The sequence below is a fragment of the Nocardioides aromaticivorans genome (assembly GCF_013408525.1).
Taxonomy (GTDB): domain Bacteria; phylum Actinomycetota; class Actinomycetes; order Propionibacteriales; family Nocardioidaceae; genus Nocardioides; species Nocardioides aromaticivorans.
Genome location: NZ_JACBZM010000001.1, coordinates 3,138,964 through 3,163,386 on the forward strand (window position 1 = coordinate 3,138,964; position 24,423 = coordinate 3,163,386).

27 protein-coding genes are annotated in these 24,423 nt (G+C 72.6%); 5 read left to right on the forward strand and 22 right to left on the reverse strand.

Annotated elements, in window-relative coordinates:
* Window positions 1-39: 39 nt before the first annotated feature.
* The 4 genes from BJ993_RS14860 (at window position 40) to BJ993_RS14875 (ending at window position 5,402) form a co-directional block, all read left to right on the forward strand.
* On the forward strand, window positions 40-2,154 hold the full coding sequence (locus BJ993_RS14860; RefSeq protein WP_179649607.1) for an MMPL family transporter: 2,115 nt from the start codon (window positions 40-42) through the stop codon (window positions 2,152-2,154).
* 162 nt (window positions 2,155-2,316) lie between these two features.
* Entirely contained in the window at window positions 2,317-3,129 is an 813-nt protein-coding gene (locus BJ993_RS14865) for an alpha/beta fold hydrolase (protein ID WP_179649608.1), read from the forward strand.
* Window positions 3,130-3,261: 132 nt separating this feature from the next.
* Window positions 3,262-3,705, forward strand: a complete 444-nt coding sequence (locus BJ993_RS14870) for a PaaI family thioesterase (RefSeq protein WP_036547368.1) — start codon at window positions 3,262-3,264, stop codon at window positions 3,703-3,705.
* 131 nt (window positions 3,706-3,836) lie between these two features.
* Window positions 3,837-5,402: a GAF domain-containing sensor histidine kinase gene (locus BJ993_RS14875; RefSeq protein ID WP_179649610.1), complete on the forward strand. Its 1,566-nt coding sequence runs from the start codon at window positions 3,837-3,839 to the stop codon at window positions 5,400-5,402.
* On the opposite strand, the gene BJ993_RS14880 is transcribed toward BJ993_RS14875, so the two are convergent.
* The 16 genes from BJ993_RS14880 to BJ993_RS26595 form a co-directional block, all read right to left on the reverse strand.
* On the reverse strand, window positions 5,383-5,676 hold the full coding sequence (locus tag BJ993_RS14880) for a hypothetical protein (protein WP_179649612.1): 294 nt from the start codon (window positions 5,674-5,676) through the stop codon (window positions 5,383-5,385). The two genes, BJ993_RS14875 and BJ993_RS14880, sit on opposite strands and share 20 nt — an antisense overlap.
* A complete protein-coding gene (gene flhA / locus BJ993_RS14885; RefSeq protein ID WP_179649614.1) occupies window positions 5,673-7,742 on the reverse strand; it encodes a flagellar biosynthesis protein FlhA in 2,070 nt (689 codons plus the stop codon). Before flhA ends, BJ993_RS14880 begins: the two co-directional genes overlap by 4 nt.
* A 219-nt stretch (window positions 7,743-7,961) precedes the next feature.
* Window positions 7,962-9,080, reverse strand: coding sequence for an EscU/YscU/HrcU family type III secretion system export apparatus switch protein (locus tag BJ993_RS14890; RefSeq protein ID WP_179649616.1), 1,119 nt, complete (start codon window positions 9,078-9,080; stop codon window positions 7,962-7,964).
* Window positions 9,080-9,847 carry a flagellar biosynthetic protein FliR gene (locus BJ993_RS14895; RefSeq protein WP_179649618.1) on the reverse strand — a complete coding sequence of 256 codons (768 nt, stop codon included), beginning with the start codon at window positions 9,845-9,847 and terminating at the stop codon, window positions 9,080-9,082. Before BJ993_RS14895 ends, BJ993_RS14890 begins: the two co-directional genes overlap by 1 nt.
* Before the next feature lie 14 nt (window positions 9,848-9,861).
* Window positions 9,862-10,131, reverse strand: a complete 270-nt coding sequence (gene fliQ / locus BJ993_RS14900; protein WP_036547376.1) for a flagellar biosynthesis protein FliQ — start codon at window positions 10,129-10,131, stop codon at window positions 9,862-9,864.
* An 11-nt stretch (window positions 10,132-10,142) separates the two neighbouring features.
* Complete coding sequence (gene fliP, locus BJ993_RS14905; protein ID WP_051932417.1) at window positions 10,143-10,922, reverse strand: flagellar type III secretion system pore protein FliP; 780 nt, start codon at window positions 10,920-10,922, stop codon at window positions 10,143-10,145.
* Window positions 10,919-11,371, reverse strand: a complete 453-nt coding sequence (locus tag BJ993_RS14910; protein ID WP_051932418.1) for a flagellar biosynthetic protein FliO — start codon at window positions 11,369-11,371, stop codon at window positions 10,919-10,921. The genes fliP and BJ993_RS14910 overlap by 4 nt, the downstream gene beginning before the upstream one ends.
* 5 nt (window positions 11,372-11,376) lie before the next feature.
* Window positions 11,377-12,180: a flagellar motor switch protein FliN gene (gene fliN / locus BJ993_RS14915; RefSeq protein ID WP_179649620.1), complete on the reverse strand. Its 804-nt coding sequence runs from the start codon at window positions 12,178-12,180 to the stop codon at window positions 11,377-11,379.
* The gene (locus BJ993_RS26590; protein ID WP_036547381.1) at window positions 12,177-13,103 is read right to left on the reverse strand and encodes a flagellar motor switch protein FliM; all 927 of its coding nucleotides are present in this window, start codon (window positions 13,101-13,103) and stop codon (window positions 12,177-12,179) included. Before BJ993_RS26590 ends, fliN begins: the two co-directional genes overlap by 4 nt.
* A 129-nt stretch (window positions 13,104-13,232) precedes the next feature.
* Window positions 13,233-13,670 carry a flagellar basal body-associated FliL family protein gene (locus BJ993_RS14925; protein ID WP_308645579.1) on the reverse strand — a complete coding sequence of 146 codons (438 nt, stop codon included), beginning with the start codon at window positions 13,668-13,670 and terminating at the stop codon, window positions 13,233-13,235.
* Window positions 13,667-14,686, reverse strand: coding sequence for an OmpA/MotB family protein (locus BJ993_RS14930; RefSeq protein ID WP_179649622.1), 1,020 nt, complete (start codon window positions 14,684-14,686; stop codon window positions 13,667-13,669). The genes BJ993_RS14925 and BJ993_RS14930 overlap by 4 nt, the downstream gene beginning before the upstream one ends.
* A complete protein-coding gene (locus BJ993_RS14935; RefSeq protein WP_036547383.1) occupies window positions 14,686-15,453 on the reverse strand; it encodes a motility protein A in 768 nt (255 codons plus the stop codon). The genes BJ993_RS14930 and BJ993_RS14935 overlap by 1 nt, the downstream gene beginning before the upstream one ends.
* Window positions 15,450-15,773: a flagellar FlbD family protein gene (locus BJ993_RS14940; RefSeq protein ID WP_179649624.1), complete on the reverse strand. Its 324-nt coding sequence runs from the start codon at window positions 15,771-15,773 to the stop codon at window positions 15,450-15,452. Before BJ993_RS14940 ends, BJ993_RS14935 begins: the two co-directional genes overlap by 4 nt.
* 124 nt (window positions 15,774-15,897) lie before the next feature.
* Window positions 15,898-16,746, reverse strand: coding sequence for a flagellar hook-basal body complex protein (locus BJ993_RS14945; RefSeq protein ID WP_036547385.1), 849 nt, complete (start codon window positions 16,744-16,746; stop codon window positions 15,898-15,900).
* Window positions 16,747-16,775: 29 nt separating this feature from the next.
* On the reverse strand, window positions 16,776-17,273 hold the full coding sequence (locus tag BJ993_RS14950; protein ID WP_036547388.1) for a flagellar hook assembly protein FlgD: 498 nt from the start codon (window positions 17,271-17,273) through the stop codon (window positions 16,776-16,778).
* Between the two features lie 18 nt (window positions 17,274-17,291).
* Complete coding sequence (locus tag BJ993_RS26595) at window positions 17,292-17,774, reverse strand: flagellar hook-length control protein FliK (RefSeq protein WP_179649626.1); 483 nt, start codon at window positions 17,772-17,774, stop codon at window positions 17,292-17,294.
* On the opposite strand from BJ993_RS26595, the gene BJ993_RS26600 reads away from it, so the two are divergent.
* Complete coding sequence (locus BJ993_RS26600; protein ID WP_179649628.1) at window positions 17,767-18,270, forward strand: hypothetical protein; 504 nt, start codon at window positions 17,767-17,769, stop codon at window positions 18,268-18,270. The two genes, BJ993_RS26595 and BJ993_RS26600, sit on opposite strands and share 8 nt — an antisense overlap.
* 184 nt (window positions 18,271-18,454) lie before the next feature.
* On the opposite strand, the gene BJ993_RS26365 is transcribed toward BJ993_RS26600, so the two are convergent.
* Genes BJ993_RS26365 through fliF form a run of 6 tightly spaced genes read right to left on the reverse strand, consistent with a single transcriptional unit; the run spans window position 18,455 to window position 24,423 of the window.
* Window positions 18,455-19,405 (reverse strand): transglycosylase SLT domain-containing protein, encoded by a 951-nt coding sequence (locus tag BJ993_RS26365; RefSeq protein WP_179649630.1) that lies wholly within the window; start codon window positions 19,403-19,405, stop codon window positions 18,455-18,457.
* Window positions 19,402-19,842 carry a flagellar FliJ family protein gene (locus BJ993_RS14970; protein ID WP_179649632.1) on the reverse strand — a complete coding sequence of 147 codons (441 nt, stop codon included), beginning with the start codon at window positions 19,840-19,842 and terminating at the stop codon, window positions 19,402-19,404. Before BJ993_RS14970 ends, BJ993_RS26365 begins: the two co-directional genes overlap by 4 nt.
* Complete coding sequence (locus tag BJ993_RS14975; protein ID WP_308645580.1) at window positions 19,839-21,152, reverse strand: FliI/YscN family ATPase; 1,314 nt, start codon at window positions 21,150-21,152, stop codon at window positions 19,839-19,841. The genes BJ993_RS14970 and BJ993_RS14975 overlap by 4 nt, the downstream gene beginning before the upstream one ends.
* Complete coding sequence (locus BJ993_RS14980) at window positions 21,149-21,799, reverse strand: FliH/SctL family protein (protein WP_179649634.1); 651 nt, start codon at window positions 21,797-21,799, stop codon at window positions 21,149-21,151. Before BJ993_RS14980 ends, BJ993_RS14975 begins: the two co-directional genes overlap by 4 nt.
* A complete protein-coding gene (gene fliG / locus BJ993_RS14985; RefSeq protein WP_051932422.1) occupies window positions 21,783-22,820 on the reverse strand; it encodes a flagellar motor switch protein FliG in 1,038 nt (345 codons plus the stop codon). Before fliG ends, BJ993_RS14980 begins: the two co-directional genes overlap by 17 nt.
* A gap of 7 nt (window positions 22,821-22,827) precedes the next feature.
* The gene (fliF, locus tag BJ993_RS14990) at window positions 22,828-24,423 is read right to left on the reverse strand and encodes a flagellar basal-body MS-ring/collar protein FliF (RefSeq protein WP_179649636.1); all 1,596 of its coding nucleotides are present in this window, start codon (window positions 24,421-24,423) and stop codon (window positions 22,828-22,830) included.

Here is a 24,423-nt window from a genome sequence, read left to right on the forward strand (position 1 = left end):
CTACAGACAAGGAGCGGCCGCGACCACTAGTTTCCGGCCATGCTCCGTCGCATCGCCGACCTGACCTGGCGGCGGCCCCGGTCGATCCTGCTGGGCGCCCTCCTCTTCGCCGCACTCGCCGGGTTCTTCGGCCACGACGTCGAGCACCACCTGAAGGCCGCCGGCTTCACGGACCCCGACTCCGAGAGCGAGCGCGCCGCCGCGGTCCTCCACGACGCGCTCGGGCACGGAGCCGAGCCCGGGCTCGTCGTACTCGTGCGGCCCAGGGACGGCGGTGCCCTCGACCTCAGCGACTCGACCGTGCGCGACGAGGTGCTGCGCCTGGCGGAGGAGCTGCGCGGATCGCGGTACGTCGGCCACGTGCCCGACCCGTTCGAGACGCCCGGGCTGATCGCCAGCGACGAGCGGTCCGTGCTGCTGCCGGCGCAGCTGACCACGACGGACCTCGAGGACGAGGGCGGCCTCGCCGACGAGTCGGTGCGCCAGCGGGTCCGCTCCGACATCGTCGACGTCGGCTACGCGGGCTTCGCGCCGGGCTTCAACGAGGTCAACGACCAGACCCGGCGCGACCTCACCCGGGCCGAGCTGATCGCGTTCCCGTTGCTCGGGATCCTGCTTCTCGTCGTCTTCCGCAGCGTGGTCGCGGCGGCCGTGCCGCTGCTGCTGGGCGGCCTGTCGATCCTGGGCACCCTGCTCGCGCTGCGGATCATGGCCGCCCTCGTCGACACCTCGCTGTTCGCGCTCAACATCGCCACCGCGCTGAGCCTGGGGCTCGCCGTCGACTACGCGCTGCTGCTCGTGTCGCGGCACCGCGAGGAGGTCCTGGTCCACGGCCACACGCTCGAGGCGCATCGCCGGGCGGTGGCGACCGCGGGTCGGGCCAGCCTGTTCTCCGGCCTCACCGTGGCGGCCGCGATGGCGGCGCTCATGGTGATGCCGCAGCGCTTCCTCTACTCGATCGGCGCGGCGGGCGCGGCGGTCGGCGTCCTGTCGGCCGTGATGGCGGTGGTCGTCGTACCGGCCCTGCTGGCTGCGCTCGGCCCGCGCATCGACGCGCTGTCCATCCGGAAGGGTCCCTCGCTCGCCGCCACCTCGGACCGCTGGTTCCGGCTCGCGCACGCGGTCATGCGGCGGCCGGTCCTGGTCGCCGTGGCGACGACCGTGGGCCTGCTCGCGCTCGCCGCACCGCTCGTGGCGACGACGCTGACCGGGCCCAGCGCACAGGCGGTGCCGCCCGGCCAGCAGTCGTACGAGGTCAACCGTGCGATCGAGGACCAGTACGGGCGGGCGTTCACCGAGGCCACCTCGATCGTGGTGCGCGGTGACGTCGACGACGACGCCCTGGCGGCCCTCGCGAACCGGGTCGGCGCGGTCCCGGGCGTCGAGTCGGTCGCGCCGTTCGCCCGTGCCGACGCCGATGTCGCCTGGACGACGGTGGTCCTCGACGCCCCGGCGCTCGACGAACGGGCCCAGGACGCGGTCCGCGGCATCCGCGCGGTCGACGGTCCCGGGGAGATGCTGGTGTCGGGCAACACGGCCCGCTTCATGGACGAGAAGTCCAGCCTGATCGGCCACGCGCCCCTGGTCGTCGCGCTGATCGTGCTCCTGATCGTCGTCCTGATCTTCCTGCTGACCGGCTCGGTGATCCTGCCGCTGAAGACGCTGCTGATGAACGCGCTCACCCTGGCGGCGGTCCTCGGCATCCTCGTGCTCGTCTTCGAGCGCAAGGTCGGCACCCAGCTCCTCGACTACCCCGGTCCGTACGCCGTCGAGGTGACCAGTCTCGTCTTCCTGTTCGCCGTCACCTTCGCGCTCGCGACGGACTACGCCGTGCTGGTGATGGCGCGGATCAAGGAGCTCCACGACGGCGGCCTGCCCAACGAGGAGGCGGTCGCCGAGGGCGTGGCTCGCACCGGCCGGATCATCAGCGCGGCCGCGGTGATGATCGCCGTCGTCTTCCTCGCCTTCGCGGTCAGCCCGGTCTTCTTCATGAAGCAGATCGCGGTCGCCATGGCGCTCGGCGTGCTCATCGACGCGACCATCGTGCGGGCCCTGCTCGTGCCCGCCCTGATGCGCCTGCTGGGCGAGGCGAACTGGTGGGCGCCGGCGCCGCTGCGCCGCGTGCAGGAGCGCTTCGGCATCCGCGAGGGCTGACCTCCGTCACGGGCGTGCCCGGATCCGGGATGTGACCCTGACCACACCCCTGCCGCTGGGACGGGTGCTTGCGCGCAGCTAGCACCGGACCTACTCTCGGTATCCGCAACTCCTAGTTGCACCTAAGTCGCACCAGCGTCGGTGCGCGGAATCGAGGTCACCATGCTCGCCCACGAACGCATCGGATCGGGAGAACCGCTGGTCCTCGTCCACGGCATCGGACACCGCCGGCAGGCGTGGTACCCCGTGGTCGACCGGCTGGCCGAGCACCGTGAGGTGATCCTGCTCGACCTGCCGGGCCACGGCGAGTCGCCGGCCATCGTGCCCGACGGCCGGCCGATCAAGGACCAGCTGCACGACGTGCTGGTCGACTTCTTCGCCGAGCAGGGCCTCGACCGCCCGCACATCGCCGGCAACTCGCTGGGCGGCCGGATCGCCCTCGAGGCCGCCGCCGACGACCTCGTCAGCAGCGCCACGACGCTGGCCCCGGCCGGCTTCTGGCGCGGCAGCCTCGACTTCCTCTACATCCGGGCGGTGTTCGTGGCCCTGACCGGCGCCGCCACGCTGCTCGAGCCGGTCGCCCCGGCGGTCATGCGGACGGCCCCCGGCCGGGCCGCCGCGATGGGCCTGCTGATGACCCACGGCGGTCGCCTCGACGCCGAGCGCGCCCTCGGCGACGTCCGGGGCCTGATCCACGCCAAGCCGGCGCTGCGCACCATCATCGACGGCGGCGAGCCCTTCGACCGCCCGATCGACCCGTCGATCCCGGTCACCGTCGCGTGGGGCACCCGCGACCTCGTGCTGCTGCCCTACCAGGCCACGCGCGCCCGCAAGGCGCTGCCGGACGCCACGCACGTGACCCTGCCGAAGTGCGGCCACGTGCCGATGGTCGACGACGTCGACCTCGTCGTCGACGTCCTCCTCGAGGGCTCGAACCACCCGCGCCTGGGCCAGGCGCGCTACGACGTCGCCTGAGCCGGCCCCGCCCGCACACGCGCACGAGCGCCCGGACCGTCACCGGTCCGGGCGCTCGTGCGTTCAGGCTGCGGGATACGGCGGGTGGCACGGGGCGGGTGGCGGCACTCCGCCGTCCACTACGTTGAGCCCGTGGCCACACCCGAGGAAGTCACCGCCCACGTGCGGACCATGATCCCGATCTTCGACGCCATGCAGGTGGAGATCGTCGAGGCCGGCCGGACCACGGTCGCCGCACGACTCCCTTCGGGTCCGAACGTCAACCACTTCGGCACGACCTACGCCGGGTCGCTGTTCTCCGTCGCCGAGGTGCTCGGCGGGGTCTACGCCAGCACGTCGCTCGTGCTCGAGGGCGCCGTACCGCTGGTCAAGCAGGTGACCATCGACTTCCTGCGCCCGGCGACGACCGACGTCGTCGCCCGCGCCACCCTCAGCGAGGAGACGATCGCCCGCGTGCTGGCGGAGACCGAGGCGACCGGCAAGTCCGACTTCGTGCTGGACGCCGACGTCACGGACGAGCAGGGCACCGTCGTCGCCCGGACCCACGGCCTCTACCAGCTGCGCCGACTGGGCTGAGGGGACCGTCCGACCGGGCCCCGAGGACTCAGGTCCAAGGTCCCGGTGCCGATTCCGGTCTCGACTCCCGCGCGCTTGTTACCGGAAGCGATAACCTGACGCCGGAGGGAACGCAGGGGAGGGGACACCTGATGGACCTGGAGCTGCCGCCAGAGGCGCGCGCACTGCTGGACGCGATGGTCGCCATCGGGTCCGACCTGGACCTGCGCGGCGTGCTGACGCGGATCGTCGAGGCCTCGTGCCGCCTCACCGATGCCGAGTACGGCGTCCTGGGCATCGTCGACGACGAGGGGTCCTTCATCGACCTGGTCCCCAACGAGGCGGTCGCGACGCAGTTCGCCGGGATCGGCCGGATGCCCGAGGGCCACGGCCTGCTCGGGCTGGTGCCGCGCGAGCGGCGCGCCATCCGCGTCGACCACGTGGCCGACCACCCCGTCTCCACCGGGCAGTTCCCGCCCACGCACCCCCTGGTCGACAGCTTCCTCGGCGCGCCCGTCCTCGTCGGCGACCAGGCGTTCGGGCACCTCTACCTCGGCAACAAGCGCGGCGGCGAGGGGTTCACCACGACCGACCAGGCCCTGGTCGAGGCGCTCGCCCGCGCCGCCGGCGTCATGATCGACAACGCGCGCACCTTCGAGCAGGTCGAGTGGCGGCGCCGCTGGGTGGCCAGCACCGCCGAGGTCGGCAGCGACGTCTCCGGCACCCTGCGCGTGCAGGAGGCTCTCGACGAGCTGGTGGTGTCGCTGCGGGAGCTGTGCGGCGCTCGGCTGGTCGCCTACGTGCGTCGTGACGGCGAGCTCCTCGAGATCCGTCAGGTCGCCGGCGAGGGCGACGCCGCGGCCGTCGCCGAGCGGCTCAGCGCCGAGATCCGCGACGTCGACGGCTCGGGCGTCCCCACCCGGATCCACGCCGGTCCGGGGCGGGCCACGCTCGTCGTACCCGTGCAGACCCGGCTGGCCGGCTCCGGGGTGATCATCGTCGAGGAGGCCGAGGAGAGCCCGTCGCTGCGGGGGATCATGCTCGACCTCGTGGCCGTGACCGCCGTGCAGGTCGGCCTGATCCTCGATCGTGACCAGGCCCTTCGCGACCGCGCCCAGCTGCTCGTCGCCAAGGACCGCGACCGGATCGCTCGCGACCTCCACGACCTCGTCATCCAGCGGCTCTTCGCCACGGGGATGCAGTTGCAGGGTGCGCGCGACCTCGACGCCTCCGCGCTGCGCAGCCGGGTCGACGGCGCCGTCGCCGAGCTCGACGTGGCGATCAAGGAGCTGCGCGCCGCGATCTTCGAGCTCGGCACCGGATCGGGGCGACCGCTGCTCGACGAGGTCCGCTCGCTGCTCGGCGAGTACGCCGGCATCCTCGGCTTCCAGCCGGTGCTGAGGGTCTCGGGGCCGGTCGACCGCGCGCTCGTGCCCGAGGCGGGGACCCACGTGCTGACCACGCTGCGCGAGGCGCTGTCCAACGTCGCCCGGCACGCCGGGGCCTCGTCGGTCTCGGTGGAGCTCACCGCCTCGTCGGCGTGGTTCCGGGTGCGCGTGACCGACGACGGCGTGGGCTTCGACCCCGACCGCGTCGTCAAGGGCCACGGCACCGGCAACATCCGGGCCCGCGCCGCGGACCTCGGCGGTCACGTCACGGTGACCTCGTCGCCCGGTGCCGGCACCGTCCTGGAGTGGGTCATCCCGGCGGTGGGCTGACCTCCGGGTCTGCCTGGTCCGGGATCTCGGCGGTCTCGACCGCCGGTGTCGCGGGCTCGCCGGCCACCAGCGGCCACGCCGCCCGTAGCACCGCCATCAGCGCCGTGCAGCCGGCCAGGACGACCACGAAGCGCACCAGTGCCTGGTCCGGCGTGAGCAGTCCCTGCCCCGCCCGGTACGCCGCCGGCGCGGACACGACCGCGGCGACGAACAGCACCCGCAGGTCGATGAGGGCGGGCGTGTCCGGCACCGGCCGGCGCTTGCGCGCGCTCACGGGTGGGCCCCTGCCGCGAGCAGCGCGGGATGCGCGCCGCTGGCACCGACCACCCCGACGGAGCGGACCTCGCGTGCGGCCCCGAGCTCGGAGTAGGCGAGCACGGGGAGCCGGTCGACGGCAGGTGCGACGAGGCGTCGTACCGCGGCGCGGATCTGGGGCGCGCAGACCAGGACCGGCCGCACGCCGTTGTTCTCGGCGGCCTGGGCGGCCTGGACGAGGCCGAGCAGCACGTTCTGCGCGGTCTCGGGATCGAGCACGATCACGGATCCCTGCTCGGTCGGCCGCAGCCCCTCGAGCATCTGCTGCTCCAGGACCGGCTCGAGGCTGATCGCGTGCAGGGCGCCGTCGATGACGTACGGCGCGGCGAGCGACGGGTCGAGCGCGGCACGGGCCGCCTCGACCAGGCCGTCGTGGTCCTTGGACACCGCGGCGCGCACGGACAGCGCCTCGAAGATCGAGACCAGGTCGCGGATCGGGATCCGCTCCTCGAGCAGGGAGCGCAGCACGCGCTGCACCTCGCCGAGGGGGAGCTGGGTCGGCGTGAGCTCCTCGATCACCACCGGGTGGCTGCGCTTGACGATGTCGGTGAGCAGGCGGACGTCCTCGCGGCCGAGCAGGCGGCTGGCGTGGTGGTGCACGACCTCGGACAGGTGCGTGGTGACGACCGACGCCCGGTCGACCACGGTCGCGCCGCCGATCTCGGCCTGGTGCCGCAGCTCGGCCGGGATCCACTTCGCCTCGAGGCCGAAGACCGGCTCCTGCGTGGGCGTTCCGGGCAGCGAGCCGAGGAAGTCGCCGATCGCGAGCACGGTCCCGCGCGGCGCCTCGCCGCGCGCGACCTCGGCGCCGAAGAGCGTGATCGCGTAGGTATTCGGCGGCAGCTCGAGGTTGTCGCGGGTGCGGACCGGCGGGATCACGATGCCGAGCTCGCCGGCCACCTTGCGGCGCAGCGCCTTGACCCGGTCGAGCAGGTCGCCGCCGGTTCGGGTGTCGACGAGGTCGATCAGGTCGGCCGACAGCTCGAGCCCCAGCGGGTCGACCCGGATCTCCGCGACCAGGGCCTCGGGGGAGTCCGGCGACTCGACGAGCTCCGCCGCGGCGGCGGCCTCCGTCGTCGTACTCGCGGCCGAGTCGTCGATCCGGCTGGCCGCGATCAGCATCGCGCCTCCGGCGACGAGGAAGGGGAGCTTGGGCAGGCCGGGGATCACGCACAGCGCGAGCGCGCCGAAGCCGGCGACGCGCAGCGGCATCTTCCGGGCGAAGATCTGGCCGACGATGTCGGAGCCCATGTCGGAGTCGGCGACCGAGCGGGTCACGATCAGGCCGGTCGCGACGCTGAGGAGCAGGGCCGGGATCTGCGAGACCAGGCCGTCGCCGATGGACAGCAGCGAGTAGGTGTTGATGGCGTCGCCGAACGGCATGCCGTACTGCGCGACGCCGATCGCGAAGCCGCCCAGCAGGTTGACCAGCGTGATCACGATGGCCGCGATGGCGTCACCCTTCACGAACTTGGACGCGCCGTCCATCGCACCGTGGAAGTCCGCCTCCGCGTGCACCTCGGCCCGCCGCCGCCGCGCCTCCTCCTCGTCGATGAGCCCGGAGTTGAGGTCGGCGTCGATCGCCATCTGCTTGCCGGGCATCGCGTCGAGGGTGAACCGCGCCCCCACCTCGGCGACGCGGCCGGCGCCGTTGGTGATGACGACGAACTGGATGACGAGCAGGATCGAGAAGACGATCAGGCCGACGATGAGGGAGCCGCCGACGACGAAGTGCCCGAACGTGTCGATCACCTTGCCGGCGTACCCGTCCAGCAGGACCAGCCGGGTCGCGCTCACGTTGAGGGCCAGCCGGAAGAGGGTCATCACCAGGATCACCGACGGGAAGGCGGCGAAGTCGAGCGGGCGGTGGATGAACATCGCGACCATCAGGACCAGCAGCGCACCGGTGATGTTGAGGGCGATCAGCAGGTCGAGCATCATCGCCGGCAGCGGGACCACCAGCATGACGACGATGAGCACGATGCCGAGGGGCACGCCGAGCTTCGTCAGCGACTTCACGGGCATGGGGCGTTCGGGCCTCTCACGACAGAGCGAGCGCCGTCCGTGGCACTACGAGTGGCGCCGTCCTGTCGCCGGGGGTCTGATCGGCAGGGTGGGGCTGGGGATGAGGGGTTGACGCCCTGCAGGAATCCCCGCCGGAGCGGGGAAACTCGCGGTTGATGACGGATGCAACCGTCAACAAGCGCAGGAATCCCCGCTCAGCCGGGGATTCCTGCACCCCCTTCACCCCCGCCGCCGAGCTCGGGCCACGACCTCCGGCAGCTCATCGGTACGACGAGGGGTGCGGTGCTCCCCGCCGTACTGGCCCGCGTTCCGGCGGCTCAGCACGAACGCCAGCACCTGCGCGACGGCCGCCCACAGCTCGCGGGGGATCTCCTGGCCCACCTGGCAGTGGCGGTAGATCGCGCGGGCGAGGGGCACGTCCTGGACGAGCGGGATCCGCTCCTCGGCGGCGCGCTCGCGGATCCGGGCGGCGATGGCGCCGGCGCCGCGGGCGACGACCCGGGGGGCGCCCTGCTCGGGGTCGTACCGCAGCGCCACCGCGACGTGGGTCGGGTTGACGAGCAGCACGTCGGCGGTGCCGACGTCGGCGATCATCCGGTTGCGGGCGGCGGCGAGCTGGCGGCTGCGGATGGCGCCCTTGAGCATCGGGTCGCCCTCCGCCTGCTTGTGCTCCTGCTTGATCTCGCTGTGGCTCATCCGGGTCTGCTTGCCGATCCGGCGGCGCATCATCGCGTAGTCGGCGGCGGCCATGACCAGGCCCGCCACGGCGACCGTGGTCAGCAGGTGCGAGACCTCCGCGGTCGCGGTCGCGATCACCGTCTGGATGGGCAGCAGCCCTCCGACGAGCGGCATGATCGAGCGGATGGCGCCCCACGCGAGGAGCCCGACGACGGTGCTCTTCCCGAGCACCTTCACGCCCTCCCACAGGGCGTGCGGGCCGAACAGCCGCTTCGCGCCCTGGAACGGGTTGAGCTTCTTCGGGTCCGGCTTCGCGAGCTTGGGGGAGAGGTAGAAGCCGCCCTGCGCCAGCGCGGACACGACGCCGACGACCAGCACCATCGAGCCGAGCACGACCAGGGTGATCAGCACGTGGCGCGCCGCGTCGCCGAGCATGCCCAGCGCCAGCGGGATCGAGGGCTGCTCGGCCGCGCGCAGGTGGGTGCTCATCATGGTCCGCAGGGCGTCGCCCTCGCGGTCGAGCAGCGGGCCCATCGCGAGCGTGACGACGAGCAGGCCGAGCCAGCCGCCGAGCTCGGGCGTGCGGGGGACCTGGCCGTCCTTGCGGGCCTGCTTCTTCCGCTTCGGTGTGGGCTTCTCGGTCTTCTCCTGGTCGCTCATCAGCCCGCTCCCGCCATGGTCGCCATCGCCTCGTTGGCGAGCTCGACCAGGTGCTCGACCGCACCCGGCAGCATCGGGAATGACATCCCGAGCAGCAGCAGGGTCAGCCCCACCTTCGCCGGGAACATCACGTTCAGCGCGTTGAGCTGCGGCGCGACCTTGGTCAGCAGCGCGAGGGCGAGGTCGGCGACGAAGAGCACCGCGATCATCGGCAGCGCCATCTGCACGGCCACGGTGAAGAACATCGAGAACGCCGTCACCAGGACGCCGTCCCAGTCGGTGATGTCGGGCAGCCCGGTCAGGGGCAGGTACTTGAACGTGCTGAGCAGGCCGCCGATCACCAGCAGGTGGCCGCCGGTCGCGAGCAGCAGCACGGTGGCGAGCATCTGGTGGAAGCGGCCGAAGACGGTGTTCATGTTCATGCCGAGCGGGTCCCACGCGGAGGCGAGCGCGAAGCCGCCGAAGAGGTCGATCAGCGAGCCCGCAGCGCCGACGGCCGAGAAGAGCAGCATGGTCACGAAACCCATGCCCAGCCCGATCAGCGCCTGCGCGGTCGTCGCCAGGACCAGCTCCGGCGTCGTGGTCGGCAGCGTCGTCTCCGCCAGCATCGGTGCCATCGACAGCGACAGCCCCAGCGCCAGCACCACCTTCGCCATCGCGGGGATGCCCCGCGTCGAGAAGGGGGGTACGACGGCCAGCCACGCCACCACCCGCACCGACGCGAGCAGCAGGGCGGTCAGCGCCGCACCGTCCACGGAGAGCACCACGACGTCGTACCTCGTCAGACCAGCAGGTCCGGGAGGACCTCGAAGAGCTCCACCGTGAAGGCCATCAGGGTGTGCAGCATCCAGTTGCCGCAGAAGAGCAGCGCGATGCCGACGCCCACCAGCTTGGGGACGAAGGACAGCGTGAACTCCTGGATCTGCGTCATCGACTGGAACAGCGAGATCGCGAAGCCGATGACGAGCGAGGTCGCCAGGATCGGCGCCGACAGCTTGAGCGCCACCAGCATGGTCTTGAGGGCGATCTCGATGATCGCGGTGTCGGTCATGGCGTCACCACCTAGCCGCCGCCGTACGAGGCGACGAGGGACTTGATCACGAGCGCCCAGCCGTCGACCATCACGAAGAGCAGCAGCTTGAACGGCAGCGACACCATCACCGGCGGCATCATCATCATGCCCAGGCTCATCAGCGCCCCGCTCACGACGATGTCGATGACGAGGAACGGGATGAAGATGATGAAGCCGATGATGAACGCGTCCTTGAGCTCCGAGAGCACGAAGGCCGGGATCAGCGTCGCCGTCGAGACCTCCGTGCGGTCGTCGGGCAGGTCGCGGTCCGCGACGCTGGTCAGGAGCATCAGCTCGTCGTCGTCGGTGTTGTCGAGCATGAACGCGCGCAGCGGCTCCATGCCGTCGTGGAAGGCCGCCGACGTGGTCTTGTCCCCGTTGAGATAGGGCTGCACCCCGGCGTCGTTGATGTCGCCGAGGACCGGGCCCATGATGAACAGGCTCAGGAAGAGCGCGAGGCCGGCCAGCACCTGGTTGTTCGGTGTCTGCTGGAGGCCGAGCGCGTTGCGGGTCAGGCCCAGCACCACGAGGATCTTGGTGAAGCTGGTGCAGGTCAGCACGATCGCCGGCAGCAGGCTCAGCAGGGTCAGCGCGAGGAAGACGACGAGGCTGTTGCTCGGCTTGTCGGTCAGCCCGGTCAGGTCGATCTGCACGGAGCTGTCGGTCCCGGGACCCTTCGGGCCGCCGGGCCCCTTCGGGTCCGCCATCGCCAGCGCGAGGTGGTGGACCACGTGCTGGGCGACGTGGGGGACGTGCTGGGCGAGGGTCACGACGCCCGCTTCCCGCTGACCGCGGCGAAGGTCTGCTTCCAGGTCTGCGCGGACAGCAGCGACCCGGCGAGCGGTCCCTCGTCGGTCCGCGCCGCCTTCGCGACCTGCGGCGCGTCGGGGGACTCCTCGTCACCGGGTACGACGTCCAGCGCGTCCGCCGTGAGGTCGAGGCCGACCTCGTCCGGCTCCACCTCGGCGAGCAGGGTGACCTGCTGCTCGGTGGTGCCGAGGACCAGCACGCGGGTGCCGACGGCGACGACGGCGACGCCCTGGCCGCGGCCCAGCGCCTGGCGGTGGACGACCTGGATGGCCGCGCCGTTCGTCGTACGGAAGCGTCGGCCGGCGAACCGGGCGATCAGGAGCAGCAGACCGACGACGACGGCGAGTGATCCGAGCAGCCGGAGGAGCAGGCCGCCGATGCTCGGGTCGGCGGCGGAGAGGGCCAGCATCGCGGTCAGGCCGTGGCCGCGGCGTCGAGGATCTCGGTGACGCGCAGGCCGAAGTCCTCGTCGACGACGACTACCTCGCCGCGAGCGACGAGGCGGCCGTTGACCAGCAGGTCGGCCGGGCTCCCGGCGGCGCGGTCCAGCTCGAGGACGGCGCCGGGCGTGAGCGCGAGCAGGTCGCGCACGGTCATCCGGGTGCGGCCCAGCTCGACGGTCACCTCCATGTCCACGCCGTGCAGCAGCTCCAGCCCCCGCGGTACGACGGCCGCGGGCCCGGTCCCGAAGGCGGGCACGAACGGCTCGGGAGCAGCGGCCGGCTCGACCGGCGCGGCCACCGCCTCGGCGGCGGGGTCGGCCGTGATCGGCTCGCGCGCCCCGGCGAGGGTCGTTGCGGGCACGAGGACCGCACCAGCGATCCCGGTGCCGATCAGCGGGACGGTGCTGAACTCCCCGCCCAGCACGGCGGCGATGTCGAAGTCGTCGGCCTCCAGGTCGAGGGTGCTCGCGGCGCGGGCCCGGGCGCCGAGCCGGTGGGCGGCCGCGTCCAGCGCGGGCTGCACCGCAGCGGCGACCTCGAGGCCGCCGAGCGGGCTGGAGGCGAGCGCGTCGACCAGCTCGCGGCCGACGAGGACCGCGACGACACCGGGCACGCCGCCGTCGAGCTCGGCGACCGCACCGCCGGCGAAGGCCGCCGCGACGTGCGGCGAGCCGGGCTGGACGGGGCCGAGCACCAGCGGGCTGACCGACGGCAGGACGGCGGCTGCGGCCTCGGCGACGGCCTCGGCGAGGGCCTCGGGGGTGGTGGCGGTCATGGGGTCTCCTCGGGCGTGGTGACGATGAGCGCGGCCAGTCGCTGGCCGCGGGCTCCGGGGGTGGCGTGGGCGAAGGTGCTGCCGTCGACGCAGACGTCGAGCGGTGCGGACGCGGGGTGCTCCAGGCGGACCACCGAGCCGGGCTCGAGCGCGGCGAGCACGCCCGGGTCGAGCGTGATCGGGCGGAAGCGGACGGCGACGGACACCGGCACCCGGTTGAACTGCTCGTGCAGCAGCTGCGCCGACTGGGCGCGCTGGGCGCGCTCGCGGTCGGACATCGCGCCGCTGCCGGACGCGTTGGCGAGGTGGGGGAGCAGGCCGCTGAACGGCAGGCAGACCGACATCTGGTGGGCGCGCTCGCCGATGCGCAGCTCGAGGCTGACCACGACCATCACGTCGGCGGCGGCCGCGACCTGCGCGAACTGCGGGCTGTACTCGATCCCGCTGACGACGGGCTCCAGCGCGACCAGGCCCTCCAGCGAGTAGCGCATCTCCCCGAGCAGCCGCTCGACGAGGCCGCTGATGACGCCGTCCTCGATCTCGGTCAGCGGGCGGTCGGGCTGCTCGTCGGAGCCCGGCCCGCCGAGCATGTGGTCGAGGCAGGACATCGTCGCGAACAGCGGGATCTCCAGCACGCCGGTGCCCGGGATCGGGTCGGCGGTGAAGAGGGTCATGTACGTCGACGGGCCGAGGCTGTCGACGTACTCCGCATAAGTGCGCTGCTCGATGCCGACGAGGGCCACCGTGCAGACCGTGCGCAGCGAGCTCGTGAAGACGGTCGTGGCCTGGCGCGCGAAGCCGTCGAAGCCCAGCTGCAGGGTGCGCTGGTGCTCGCGGCTGAGCTGGATCGGCCGACGGAAGTCGTACGGCGTCGGCTCGGTCGTGCGCGCACGACGCCGGGGCCGTTGCGGGGCGAGGGTCACGACTGGCCCATCGTCGGAGCGCGGGGTGACCTGAGGGGTCGCCCCGGCACCGGACGGTCAGGGTCCCGTGGTCCCGAATGACTACGGAGGGTCCCGGGGACGGTCCCGGGCCGGTGGCCGGTCGGCCGGCTACTGGGTCACGAACTCGGTGAAGTACACGTCCATCACGTCGCCGTGGTAGCGGTGCTCCAGCTCCTCCTCCAGCTCCTTGCGCAGCTTCTCGCGCGCCCCCGGGTTGTTCACCTCGGCGACGGGGAGCCCGCTGAAGATGCCGATCGCGGCGTCCATCGCCTGGCTGCCGTCGGCCTCGTGCGCGCTCGTGGTGAGCTGCAGGGCCATGCCCAGGCGCAGGTAGTGGCCGCCGGAGAGGTTCACCTGGATCGCCTCCAGGGGCATCACCTCGCCCGGCTGCGGCTTGCTCGGGCCGGAGGGCTTGAGGAAGAAGAACCAGCCGGCGCCGGCGGCGACGGCGAGCACGAGCACGCCGACGACCAGCATCTTCGCCTTGCCCTTCGGGGCCGGGGCGTCGGTGGGCGCGGTCGGGCTCGGGGCGATGGTGGTGCTCACGGGAGCTCCTCTCGGGTGGTGGCGGGGCGGCCCGCTGCCGTGGGACCGGCTTCGCCCGTGCGGCGGTCGGCCGCGCTGGTGTCGGGGTCGTCGAGGCCGGCCTCGCGGCGGATCTCGTCGTACGCATCGCTCATCAGCGCCCGGGTCTCGGCGGGGGCCTGGCTCAGGACCACGATGTCGACGCGCTTGTTGACCTTCTGGGAGCCGGCCCGCGCGGGGTCCACGAGCGGCTTGGTGTGGCCGAAGCCGGTGGCGCGCAGGCGTCCGGCCCGGATGCCGTGGACCTCCTCGAGCCGGCGCAGCACGTGCACGGCCCGGGCGAGCGAGAGCTCCCAGTCGGTCGGGTAGTACTTCGGCTTCACCTTCTCCTGGTTGGTGTGGCCGTCGAGCTCGACCGGCTCCGTCAGCTCGGCGAGCACCGGCGCCAGGGTGTCGACCACCCGGCGGCCGCGCTCGGTCAGCTCGGCGACGTTCGGCTCGAAGACGACGTGCTCGGACACCAGGCTGACGACCAGGCCGCGGTCGTCGATCGTGGCGCGGACGTCGTCGCGCAGACCCTGCTTGCGCAGCGCCTTGTCGATGCGCCCCCACACCTTCAGCAGCCGGTCGACCTCGACCTTCGCCTCGCCCGAGGCGCGTTCGTTCCGCAGCCGGTCGGACTCCTGGAGGACCTTGGTCATCGTCTCGCGCTGCGACTCCGGGACCTGCGCCAGCAGCATCTCGTACGACGCATCGCCAGGCTCGTTCACGCCCTCGGAGTTGCTGACCGGGCTGGCGCCGTTGAGGATCGAGTCCTCGCGGCCGAACCCGACGGCGAGCCCCTCCTTGAGCTGCTCGTACTTCTTCTCGTCGACGGTCGACATGGCGAACATGACGATGAACAGCACCATCAGCAGGGTCACCATGTCGGCGTACGTCACGAGCCAGCGCTCGTCGGCGTGGGCCTCGCCGTGGTCGTCGTCGTGGTGGTGCCGCTTGCGGGGCGGTCCGTGCCCCTTGCTGGCTCCGGCGGACATCAGGCGGCCTCCGCCTCGGCGCTGGTGGTCAGCAGGGAGCGCAGCTTCTCCGCGACCAGGCGCGGGTTCGCGCCGGACTGGATGGCGGCGACGCCCTCGACCGCGAGCTCCATCCGGGCCGCCTCGAGCTCACCGATCCGCTTGAGCCGGTTCGAGATCGGCAGCCACACCACGTTGGCGGACATGACGCCCCACAGGGTCGCGACGAACGCGCCGGCGATCAGGTGGCCGAGCTCCTCCGGCGACGCCAGGTTCTCGAGCACGTGCACCAGGCCCATGACGGTGCCGATGATGCCGATCGTCGGGGCGTAGCCGCCGGCGTCGCTGAAGAACTTCGCCGCCTGCTTGTCGTCGCGCTTCTTCGCGCGCAGCTCGGCCTCGAGGATGTCGCGGACGTCCTCGGGGTCGGTGCCGTCGATGGCCATGGTGACGCCCTTGACCAGGAACGGGTCGTCGATCTCGCGCAGGCTGTCCTCGAGCGCCAGCAGGCCCTCGCGGCGGGCCCGCTCGGCGAGGGTCACGACCTGCGGCACGAGCGTCTCGGCCGGCTCGACCGAGCCGGTCATCGCCCGCTTCACGTTGCCCACGGCGGCCTTCGCGTCGGCCATCGTGCCGCCGGCGACGGTCACCATGACCGTCGTACCGAGCACCAGGAGCATCGGCGGCAGCAGGATGAGGCTCATCGGGTTGCCGCCCTCGAGCACGTTGGCGCCGACGATGATCACCAGGCCGAGGACGATCCCGACCGGCGTGGCGATGTCCTTCACGGGGTCACTCCTCGCTGGCGGTCGGTGCGGTCGGGCGTGCGGCCGGTGCGCTCGGTGCGCTCGGGCAGGGGTACGGCGGTCAGGCGCGTCGGGCGCGGCCGCACCGGCGGCAGCGTGGCGGCGTCCGGCAGCGCGGCCCGCGCGACGATGGCGGCGCGGTAGTCGACGACGGCCGCGAGCACCTCGTCGAGGGACTCCGACACGAGGTACTTCGTGCCGTCCACCAGGGTCACCACCGTGTCGGGGGTGCAGTCCACGCGTTCGACGAGGTCCGCGTTCAACAGGAACGTGGTCCCCGAGAGTCGGGTCAGCGAGATCACCGCGGCACCTCCGTGTGCAACTGGTCGAGCGGTCGAGCGGTCGTGCCGTCCGTGGCACTCCGCCGGTTCCATCGGCCGGACGGGTGCGGGTCTGAGCGGTGGACGCAGGCTGGGCCCTAACGACTCAGCGCTTGATGTTGACGAGCTCCTCGAGCACCTGGTCGCTGGTCGTGATCACCCGCGAGCTGGCCTGGAAGCCGCGCTGGGCGAGGATCAGGTTGGTGAACTCGGCGGACAGGTCGACGTTGGACATCTCCAGTGCACCGGCCATGATCTGGCCGCGCTGGCCCTGGCCGGCGACGCCGAGCTGGACGGCGCCGGAGTTGGCGGACTCGCGGAAGGCGGTGTCGCCGATCTTCTCCAGGCCCATCGGGTTGGTGAAGTCGGCGACGGCGAGCTGGCACACGTCGCGCTGGACGCCGTCGGAGAAGACGCCGCGGACCTTGCCGTCGGCCGCGATCGAGTACGACGTCAGCTCGACGCCCGGCGGCAGCGAACCGTCGATCATGTGCAGGTCGACGTCGACCGGCGCACCCGTCGGCAGGCCGGCGGCGTCGAGGGCGTAGCCCTGCACCCGCATGCCGTTCGGCGCCACCAGCACGCCGGTCTGGTCGAAGGTGAACGCACCCGCGCGGGAGTAGACGTTCTCCGCGCCGTCGCGCAGCACGAAGAAGCCGTCGCCCTGCAGCATGATGTCGGTCGGCCGGCCGGTGAGCTGCGCCGAGCCCTGGCCGAAGTTGGTCGACGTGGCGGCGAGCTGCACGCCCAGGCCGATCTGGATCGGGTTGGTGCCACCGCGCTCGGCGTTGCCGCCCGACGCCGCGGTCAGCATCTGGCTGAGCGTGTCGGAGAAGACGGTGGTGCTCGCCTTGAAGCCGGTGGTGTTGGCGTTGGCGATGTTGTTGCCGGTGACGTCGAGCATGGTCTGGTTGACGCGGAGGCCGGAGATGCCGGCGAAGAGCGAACGAAGCATGGTGGTTCTCCTTCTTGGGTCAGGCTGGGTCAGGCGGTGGTGGACGGGGTACCACTAGGTGGCACGTAGGTGCCACCACTGCTGGTGGTGGGCGCCTTGATCGTGGGTGCGTCGCCGACGCTGATCACGTCGGTGATCGGGACCTGCTTGCCGTCGACGCTGAGGACGGGACCGCTGGCGAGGTAGGTGGTGCCCTGCACCTTGCCGCTCTGCTCGGCGCCCGCGTCGTCGTACCAGCGCACGGTCTGGCCGATCAGCGAGCTCGCGCCGAACGCCAGCTGCGTGCTGAGCAGCATCGCGGACTGGTCGGCGACGTCCTGCATCTTCTCCAGGGCCGTGAACTGCGCGGTCTGGGCGAGGAACTGCGAGGAGTCGGTGGGGTTGAGCGGGTCCTGGTACTTCATCTGGGCGACCATCAGCTGCAGGAACATGTCCTTGTCGCCGCTCGTCGCGGTGGGCGCGGTCCCTCCGGTGCTGGCTGCTCCGGTGACGCCGTAGCTGACGCCCTCGGTGGATCCGATCGACATGGTGCCTCCTGGTGGTGGTCAGACGGTGCGGTCGAGGCGACCGGCGACCGGGGTGGTCTCGATGGGGTACGACGCCCGCTGCGGCTCCTGCCGCCGGGGCTGCTCGCGGGGCTGCTCGCGCGCGGCGCGGCCGTCCTGGGCGTCCTGGCGGTCCTGCCGGGCCTGCGCCCCCGAGCGGGCGTCGGTGTCCGGGCCCGCCTGCGGTGACGGCGTGGTCGAGGGCAGCAGGGGTGCGAACGGGTCCCGGACGGTCACCCGCGCCTCGGCGCCGGTCCGCTCGAGGAGCCGCTGCAGCTCGGGGGCCTCGCCGGCGAGCGCCCGGTGCACGGCCGCCCCCTCGATGCCCTCCCCGCCGGCGAGCCGGACGTGCACCGCCCCGTCCTTCACGACGAGCGTCACGCGCACCTCGCCGAGCTGCTCGGGCTGCAGGGTCAGCGTGATCCGGTGCGTCCCGTTGGCCGGTCCCGCGCTCCCGGGCGGCGTCGCGGTCACCGTGCTCACGAACCGCGTCACCTCCGGGAACACCTGCTGCACCACCGCCTTCGTCACCGCCGAGTTGGGCGTTCCGACCGCCGAGTTGGCCGTTTCGACGGTCGACTTGGCGGTTTGGTCGGTCGAGTTGGCCGTTTCGTCGGTCGAGTTGGCCGTTTGGTCGGTCGACTTGGCTGTTTCGCGCGCCGAGGCTCCGGAGACCGACTCCGCACCGGCGTCGACCGGGCTGAGCGCCGAGGTGAGGCCACCGGCGGGCGCGCCGTCCGTCGTACGACGGGAGGCCGGAACGCCCGACTCGGCGGCCGGAACGGCCAACTCGGCGGGCGGAACGGCCAACTCGGCGGACGAAACGGCCAACTCGGCGGACGAAACCGCCAACTCGGCGGGCGGAACGGGCAAGTCGATCGACGAGACCGGCACGTCGACGCGAGTGACCGGCAAGTCGACCGGGAGGACCGGCAAGTCGGCGGGGGAGGGGGTGGCCGGGGTGGGCGCCGCCGGTTGAGCGGTCGCGGTTGCGGATGCGGGGGTGGGGGCGACGGCGAGCGTGCCCGCGAGGGCGGCGGCCAGGGCGTCGCCGAACGCGGAGGCAGCCGACCCGGGGTCGCCGCCGGACCCGTCGGCCGTCGTACCGCCGTCGGTCGCGGCCGGCACGGGAAGTCCCGGAAGGAAGGGCGCGATGCTCACTCTCAGCTCCTCACCATCGCCATGATGTTGCGGACGTAGTTCTGGGTCTCGCGGTAGGGCGGGATGCCGCCGTAGCGGCTGACCGCGCCCGGTCCGGCGTTGTACGCCGCCAGCGCGAGCTCGGTGGTGCCGAACTTGTCGAGCAGCGAGCGCAGCAGGCGCGCGCCGCCGTCGATGGCCTGGGCGGGGTCGAAGGAGTTCTCGACGCCGAGGCCGCGGGCCGTGCCGGGCATCAGCTGCATCAGGCCCTGGGCCCCGGCCGGGCTGACCGCGCGCGGGTTGAAGCCGGACTCCTGCTTCGCGACGGCGGCGAGCAGCTCGCCCGGGACGCCGGTGCGGGCCGCGGCGGAGTTGATCAGGTCGGCGTACGGGATCGACGCGGGGACGCGGGCGGAGATCCCGGCCGTGCCGGCCGTGCCCGAGGCGGCGCCGGAGCCGGTGCCGATGATCCGGCGGATCATGTCGGGCTCCGAGGGCACGTCGACGATCCGCACGTTCAGCCCGGTGCGCGGCGCCTCGATCATCTTGCCGTCGCCGATGTAGATCGCGATGTGGTCGGCGCCGTTGTTGCGGCTGGAGTTGTCCCACGCGATGAGGTCGCCCGGCTGGGCCTCGGCGAGGCTCGCGACGGCGGTGCCCTGACGCGCCTGGTCGGCGGACACCCGCGGCAGGTCGTAGCCGAGCGCCTTGTAGACCGACTGCACGAGTCCGGAGCAGTCGACGCCCTTCTCCTTGCTGGTGCCGCCCCAGACGTACGGGAGACCGAGGTACTTCTTCGCCTCGTTGACGACGTCCTGGCCGCTCACGCCGTTGGCGCCGGCCGCACCCGGTGTCGCCGACGCGAGCTCGGTGGCGAACTCCCCGGACACACCGGAGGTCGCGGACGTGGTCGCGAAGCGCGCGAGCTGGGCCTGGATCGAGGCGATCCGCGAGGTGACGTGGTCGATGCTCATCGCGCCGCCTCCCGCGCCCAGGCCTGCGCGGCCAGGTCGTCGGCCTCGCGGGCCTCCCGCCGCGCCCTTTCGGTACGACGCCCGGTGGCCCGACGCTCGAGCAGCAGCTCGACCGCGGCGAGTCGGGCGCGGTCGGCGCCCCAGCGCACCCGCGCCTCGTCGGCGACGACCTCGGTGGTCGCCAGGGCGGACCGGGTCTCGGCGGCGAGGACGCCGACGTTCGCCAGCGCGGTCCGCTGGGCGAGCAGGTCGCCGGGTGCGCAGACCGGCACGAGCACCGCGGACCCGAGCGTGTCGGTCAACGAGGTGAGCCGGCCGGTCAGCCCGGCTTGCTCGGCGAGCACCTGCTGGAGGCCGATCCGGCTGTCGGTCTCGCGGACCTCGCGGACCCGCGCGACCGCGGCGAGGCCCCGGTCCTCGGCGTGCACGCGGCTCATGACGCCACCAGCCCGGCGAGGCGGTCCCACGTCTCGGTGGGCGGGGTCAGCTCGTCCATGCCCTGCTGCAGGAAGGCCTCGATGCGGGGCAGCCGCGCGAGGGCCGCGTCGGCGTGCTCGTCGGCGCCGGCGACGTACGCACCGATCTCGACGAGCTCCTTCACGGAGCGGTGGGCGGCGAGCATCCGGCGGAGCCGGGTCGCGTCGGCCTGCTGGTCGAGCGTCGTGACCGCGCGGTGGACGCGGGAGATCGACTCGAGCACGTCGATCGCGGGGAAGTGGCCGGCGGTGGCGAGCTCGCGGCTGAGCACGACGTGCCCGTCGAGGATCGACCGGGCGGTGTCGCCGACCGGGTCCTGGAGGTCGTCGCCCTCGACGAGGACGGTGTAGAGGCCGGTGATCGAGCCGCGGGCGGAGGTGCCGGCGCGCTCGAGGAGGCGGGGCAGGAGGCCGAACACGCTGGGCGGGTAGCCGCGGGTCGCGGGCGGCTCGCCGGCGGACAGGCCGATCTCGCGCTGCGCCATGGCCACGCGGGTGAGGGAGTCCATCATCAGCAGCACGTCGCGGCCGCTGTCGCGGAACCACTCGGCGATCCGGGTGGCCGTGAAGGCCGCGCGCAGCCGCTCGACGGCGGGTGCGTCGGACGTCGCGACGACCACGACCGAGCGGGCCAGGCCCTCCGGTCCGAGGTCGCCGTCGATGAACTCGCGCACCTCGCGGCCGCGCTCGCCGACGAGGGCGATCACGTTGACCTGGGCGTCGGTGCCGCGGGCGATCATCGACAGCAGCGACGACTTGCCGACGCCGGAGCCGGCCATGATGCCGAGCCGCTGGCCCCGGCCGGCCGGTACGAGCGCGTCGAGCGCGCGGACGCCGAGGCCGAGCGGCTGGGCGATCCGCGGCCGGGACAGGGCGTCCGGCGCGGCGTTGTCCGTGGAGACCGGGGCGAGGCCGGGGAGGTCGGCGAGGGCGGGACCGCCGTCGACCGGGCGGCCCAGCCCGTCGAGCACCCGGCCGCGGAGCGCGTCGCCCACGAGGATCCGCAGCGGGCCGCCCGTGGCGTGGACGTGGTCGCCGACGCGGACCCCTGTCGTCGTACCCAGGGGGAGGCAGACGGCCGCACCGTCGCGCAGCGCGGCGACCTCGGCGAGCAGCGGACCGCCGGAGGTGCGGACCTCGACCAGGTCGCCGGCGGCGGATGCCAGCCCGCGCACCTCGAGGTGCAGGCCGACGAGCTCGGTGACGGTGCCGAGCCGCAGCGGCCGGGCAGCGCTCGCCGCACGGTCCAGGACGGCGGGGGAGAGCCTCACTTCAGGACCTCCCGGACGCGCTCCATCGCCTCGTCGACGCGGAGGTCGGTGACCGAGCCGTCGGGTGCCTCGACGAGCGCGTCGGCGCGGCCGAGCGACGGGTCGGCGACGACCTCGAGGCCGCGTTCGGCGAGGTCCTGCACGGCGCCGCTCGCGATGATCGAGGGGTGCAGGCGCACCCGGCCGACGGGAACCGCCGGCAGCACCTGGAGCACGCGTACGACGACGTCCGCCGCGGTCAGGGACGCGACGCGCGCGCCCAGGACCTCGGTGGTCAGCGCGAAGGCGAGGTCGGTGGCCTGCTCCTCGATCGCCGCGGCCAGGTCGCCGAGCAGCCCCCTGACCTGCTCGGCGGCCCGGCCCAGCGCGTCGACGGCCGCGCGGTGCTCGGCCTCCCGACGCTGCTCCGCGGCGGCGTGGTGCCCCGCGCGGGTGGCTTCCTCGGCGGCTGCCTGCTCGGCGGCCGCGCGGCGTCCCTCGGCCCAGCCGACGGCGTACCCCTGTGCCCGGGCGGCCTCCTGCGCCTTGGCGGCGAGGCCGTCGAGCATGGACTCGGTGACCGCGTCGCCCAGCACGGCGGAGCCGCCCAGGCGGGTCCAGGTCCCGACCCGCAGCTCGGGATGGGAGACGTCAGACCACGAATTCATCGTCGTTCCCTCGCCGGACCATGATCTGGCCCTGCTCCTCGAGCTGGCGGATGGTGCGGATGACGCCCTGCTGGGCCTCCTCGACCTGCGCCAGGCGGACGGCGCCGAGCATCTCGACCTCGTCGAGCAGGTTCTCCGCGGCACGCTCCGACAGGTTGGACGTGATCTTGGTGCGGACCGACTCGCTGACGCCCTTGAGCGCGAGCGCGAGGTCGGCCGTGTCGACCTGGCGCAGCACCTGCTGCACCGAGCGGTCGTCGAGGCCGACGATGTCCTCGAACATGAACATCCGGCTCTTGACCTCGTCGGCGAGCGACGGGTCGAGGCCCTCGAGGCCCTCGACGATCTGGCGCTCGGTGGGTCGGTCGGAGCGGTTGATGATGTTGACGAGCGGGTCGACGCCGCCGACGCGGGAGACCTCGGCGGGCTGCAGCATCGACGACAGCTTGCGCTCGAGGATCGACTCGACGGTGCGGACGATCTCGGGCGAGGTCCGGTCCATGACGGCGATCCGGTGCGCGACGACGGCCTGCTGGTGGGCGGGCAGTCCGCTCAGCAGCAGCGACGCCTTGTCGGCGGCCATGTGGGCGAGCACCAGCGCGATGACCTGCGGGTGCTCGTCGGCGATGAATCCCCGCAGCTGCGCGGGATCCGCCCGGTGGAGGAACTGGAAGGGCATCTGGACGGCGGCCGCGTGCAGCCGTTCCATGATCTCCTTGGCCCGCTCCGGCCCGAGCGACTGCTCGAGCAGCTGCTGGGCGAACCCGAAGCCGCCCTGGGTCACGTGGGCGTGCGCCGTGGCGAGGTCGTGGAACTCGGTGAGCACCTGGCTGGTCTCGTCGGCCGTCACCGCGTCGAGGCGCGCGATCTCGGCGGAGATGGCCTCGACCTCGGCGTCGGAGAGGTGCGACATCACCTGCGCGGCGCGGTCCTTGCCGAGCTGGATGAGCAGGACGGCGGCCTTGCGCACGCCCATCTGGAGGATCGCGGAACCGCTTCCCGCGGTGAGCATGGCAGTCATCGGTCCATCACTTCCGGGGCTCCACGAGCCATCCGCGCAGGAGCGCGGCGACGTCCTCGGGCTGCTTCTCGACGAGCGCGATGAGCTCGTCACGCATCGAGTCCTCCTCGTCGTTCTCGGCGGCCTCGAGCGCCGCCAGGGCGGGGCTCTCGATCGCCGGCGCGCGGTTCGCGGCGTCCAGGCGGAGCTGCTCGACGACGTACGACGTCGCCTCGTCGCGGGCCTTGGAGCGGCGGCGTGCCTGCCACCAGGCCATGAGGACGACGAGAATCACGCCGCCGCCGATGGCGAGGTTGCGGATCATCGCGTTCTTGCGGTCGGCCGCGTCGGCGGCCTTGGCTGCGGCGATCTCCGCGGCAGCGGTCTCGGCCCCGGTCTTGTCGAAGGGGATCAGCGCGACCTCGATGGTGTCGCCGCGCTCCGGGTCGATCCCGGCCGCGCTGGCGATCTGGTCCTTGATCACCTCGGGCTGGATGTCGGCCGCGGCGGTCGCGTCGAGGGCCACGGCGATGTGGAGCGTCTTCACGCCGCCCGGGGCCGATTCGCGGCGTTCGACCACCTCGTCGAGGGCGTTGTCGCGGACCTCCTCGTCCCTCTGGTACCTGCCGCCGCCGTTCGCGGCGGCCGTCGGGTCCATCTGGCCGTCGGCGCCGACCACGCCACCCGCGCCGTCGTTGCCGCCGGTGGTCCCGGAGTACTTCTCCGACGACTTGGTCTGCGAGATCGGCGGGTTCTTCTTCTCGTTGCTGTAGCTGCGGCTGTTGGTGACCGACTTGTCGAGGTCGAGGTCGGCGGTCACGGTGGCGGTGGAGTTGCCGGCGCCGACCCAGGTGTCCAGGGCGGCCTGGATCTTGCCCTGCATCGAGCTCTCGAACGCCGCGACCTGCTTGTTCCGCAGCGACGCGGCCCCGGCGCCGGACGCACCGTCCGAGGTGTCCGCCGTGAGCAGCTTGCCGCTGGAGTCCGAGATGGTGACGTTCTTGGGGTCGAGGCTGTCGATGCTGCGCGCGACCAGGCTGACCATCGACTGCACCTGCTCCTCGTTGAGCTCGGTGCCGGGGTTGGTGTCGATCAGCACCGACGCGGTGGTCGGGTCCTGCTCGTCGCTGAAGACCTTCTTCTCGGGCATCGCGAAGTGGACGATCGCGGTGTTCACGCCGTCCATCGCCTCGAGCGTGTTGGCGACCTCGCCCTCCATCGCCCGCTTGAAGTTGGTGTTCTCCTGCGACGTGGAGGTGGTGAGGTCCTGGCCCTCGAGCAGTCCGTAGCCGCCTTCGCCCGAGTTGCCCGGCAGGCCCTTGCCCTGCAGCTTCACCCGCGTCGAGTAGACGTCGTTGCGCGGCACCATGATCGTGTTGCCGCCGTCGGCGAGCTCGTAGGAGACGCCCTCGGCGGTCAGCTCGTCGACGATCGCGGAGGCGTCCTCGCCCGACAGGTTGGAGTAGAGCGGCGCGTAGCTCGGCGCGGACACCCAGCGGAAGACGAGGAAGGCGGCGAGGAGCAGGGCCGCCGTACCGATGACGGCGACGGCCTTCTGGCCGGCCGTGAAGGCGGCGAAGGTGTCGCGGAAGCGCGTGAGCGCGCTGTTCAGTCGTTGCTGCAT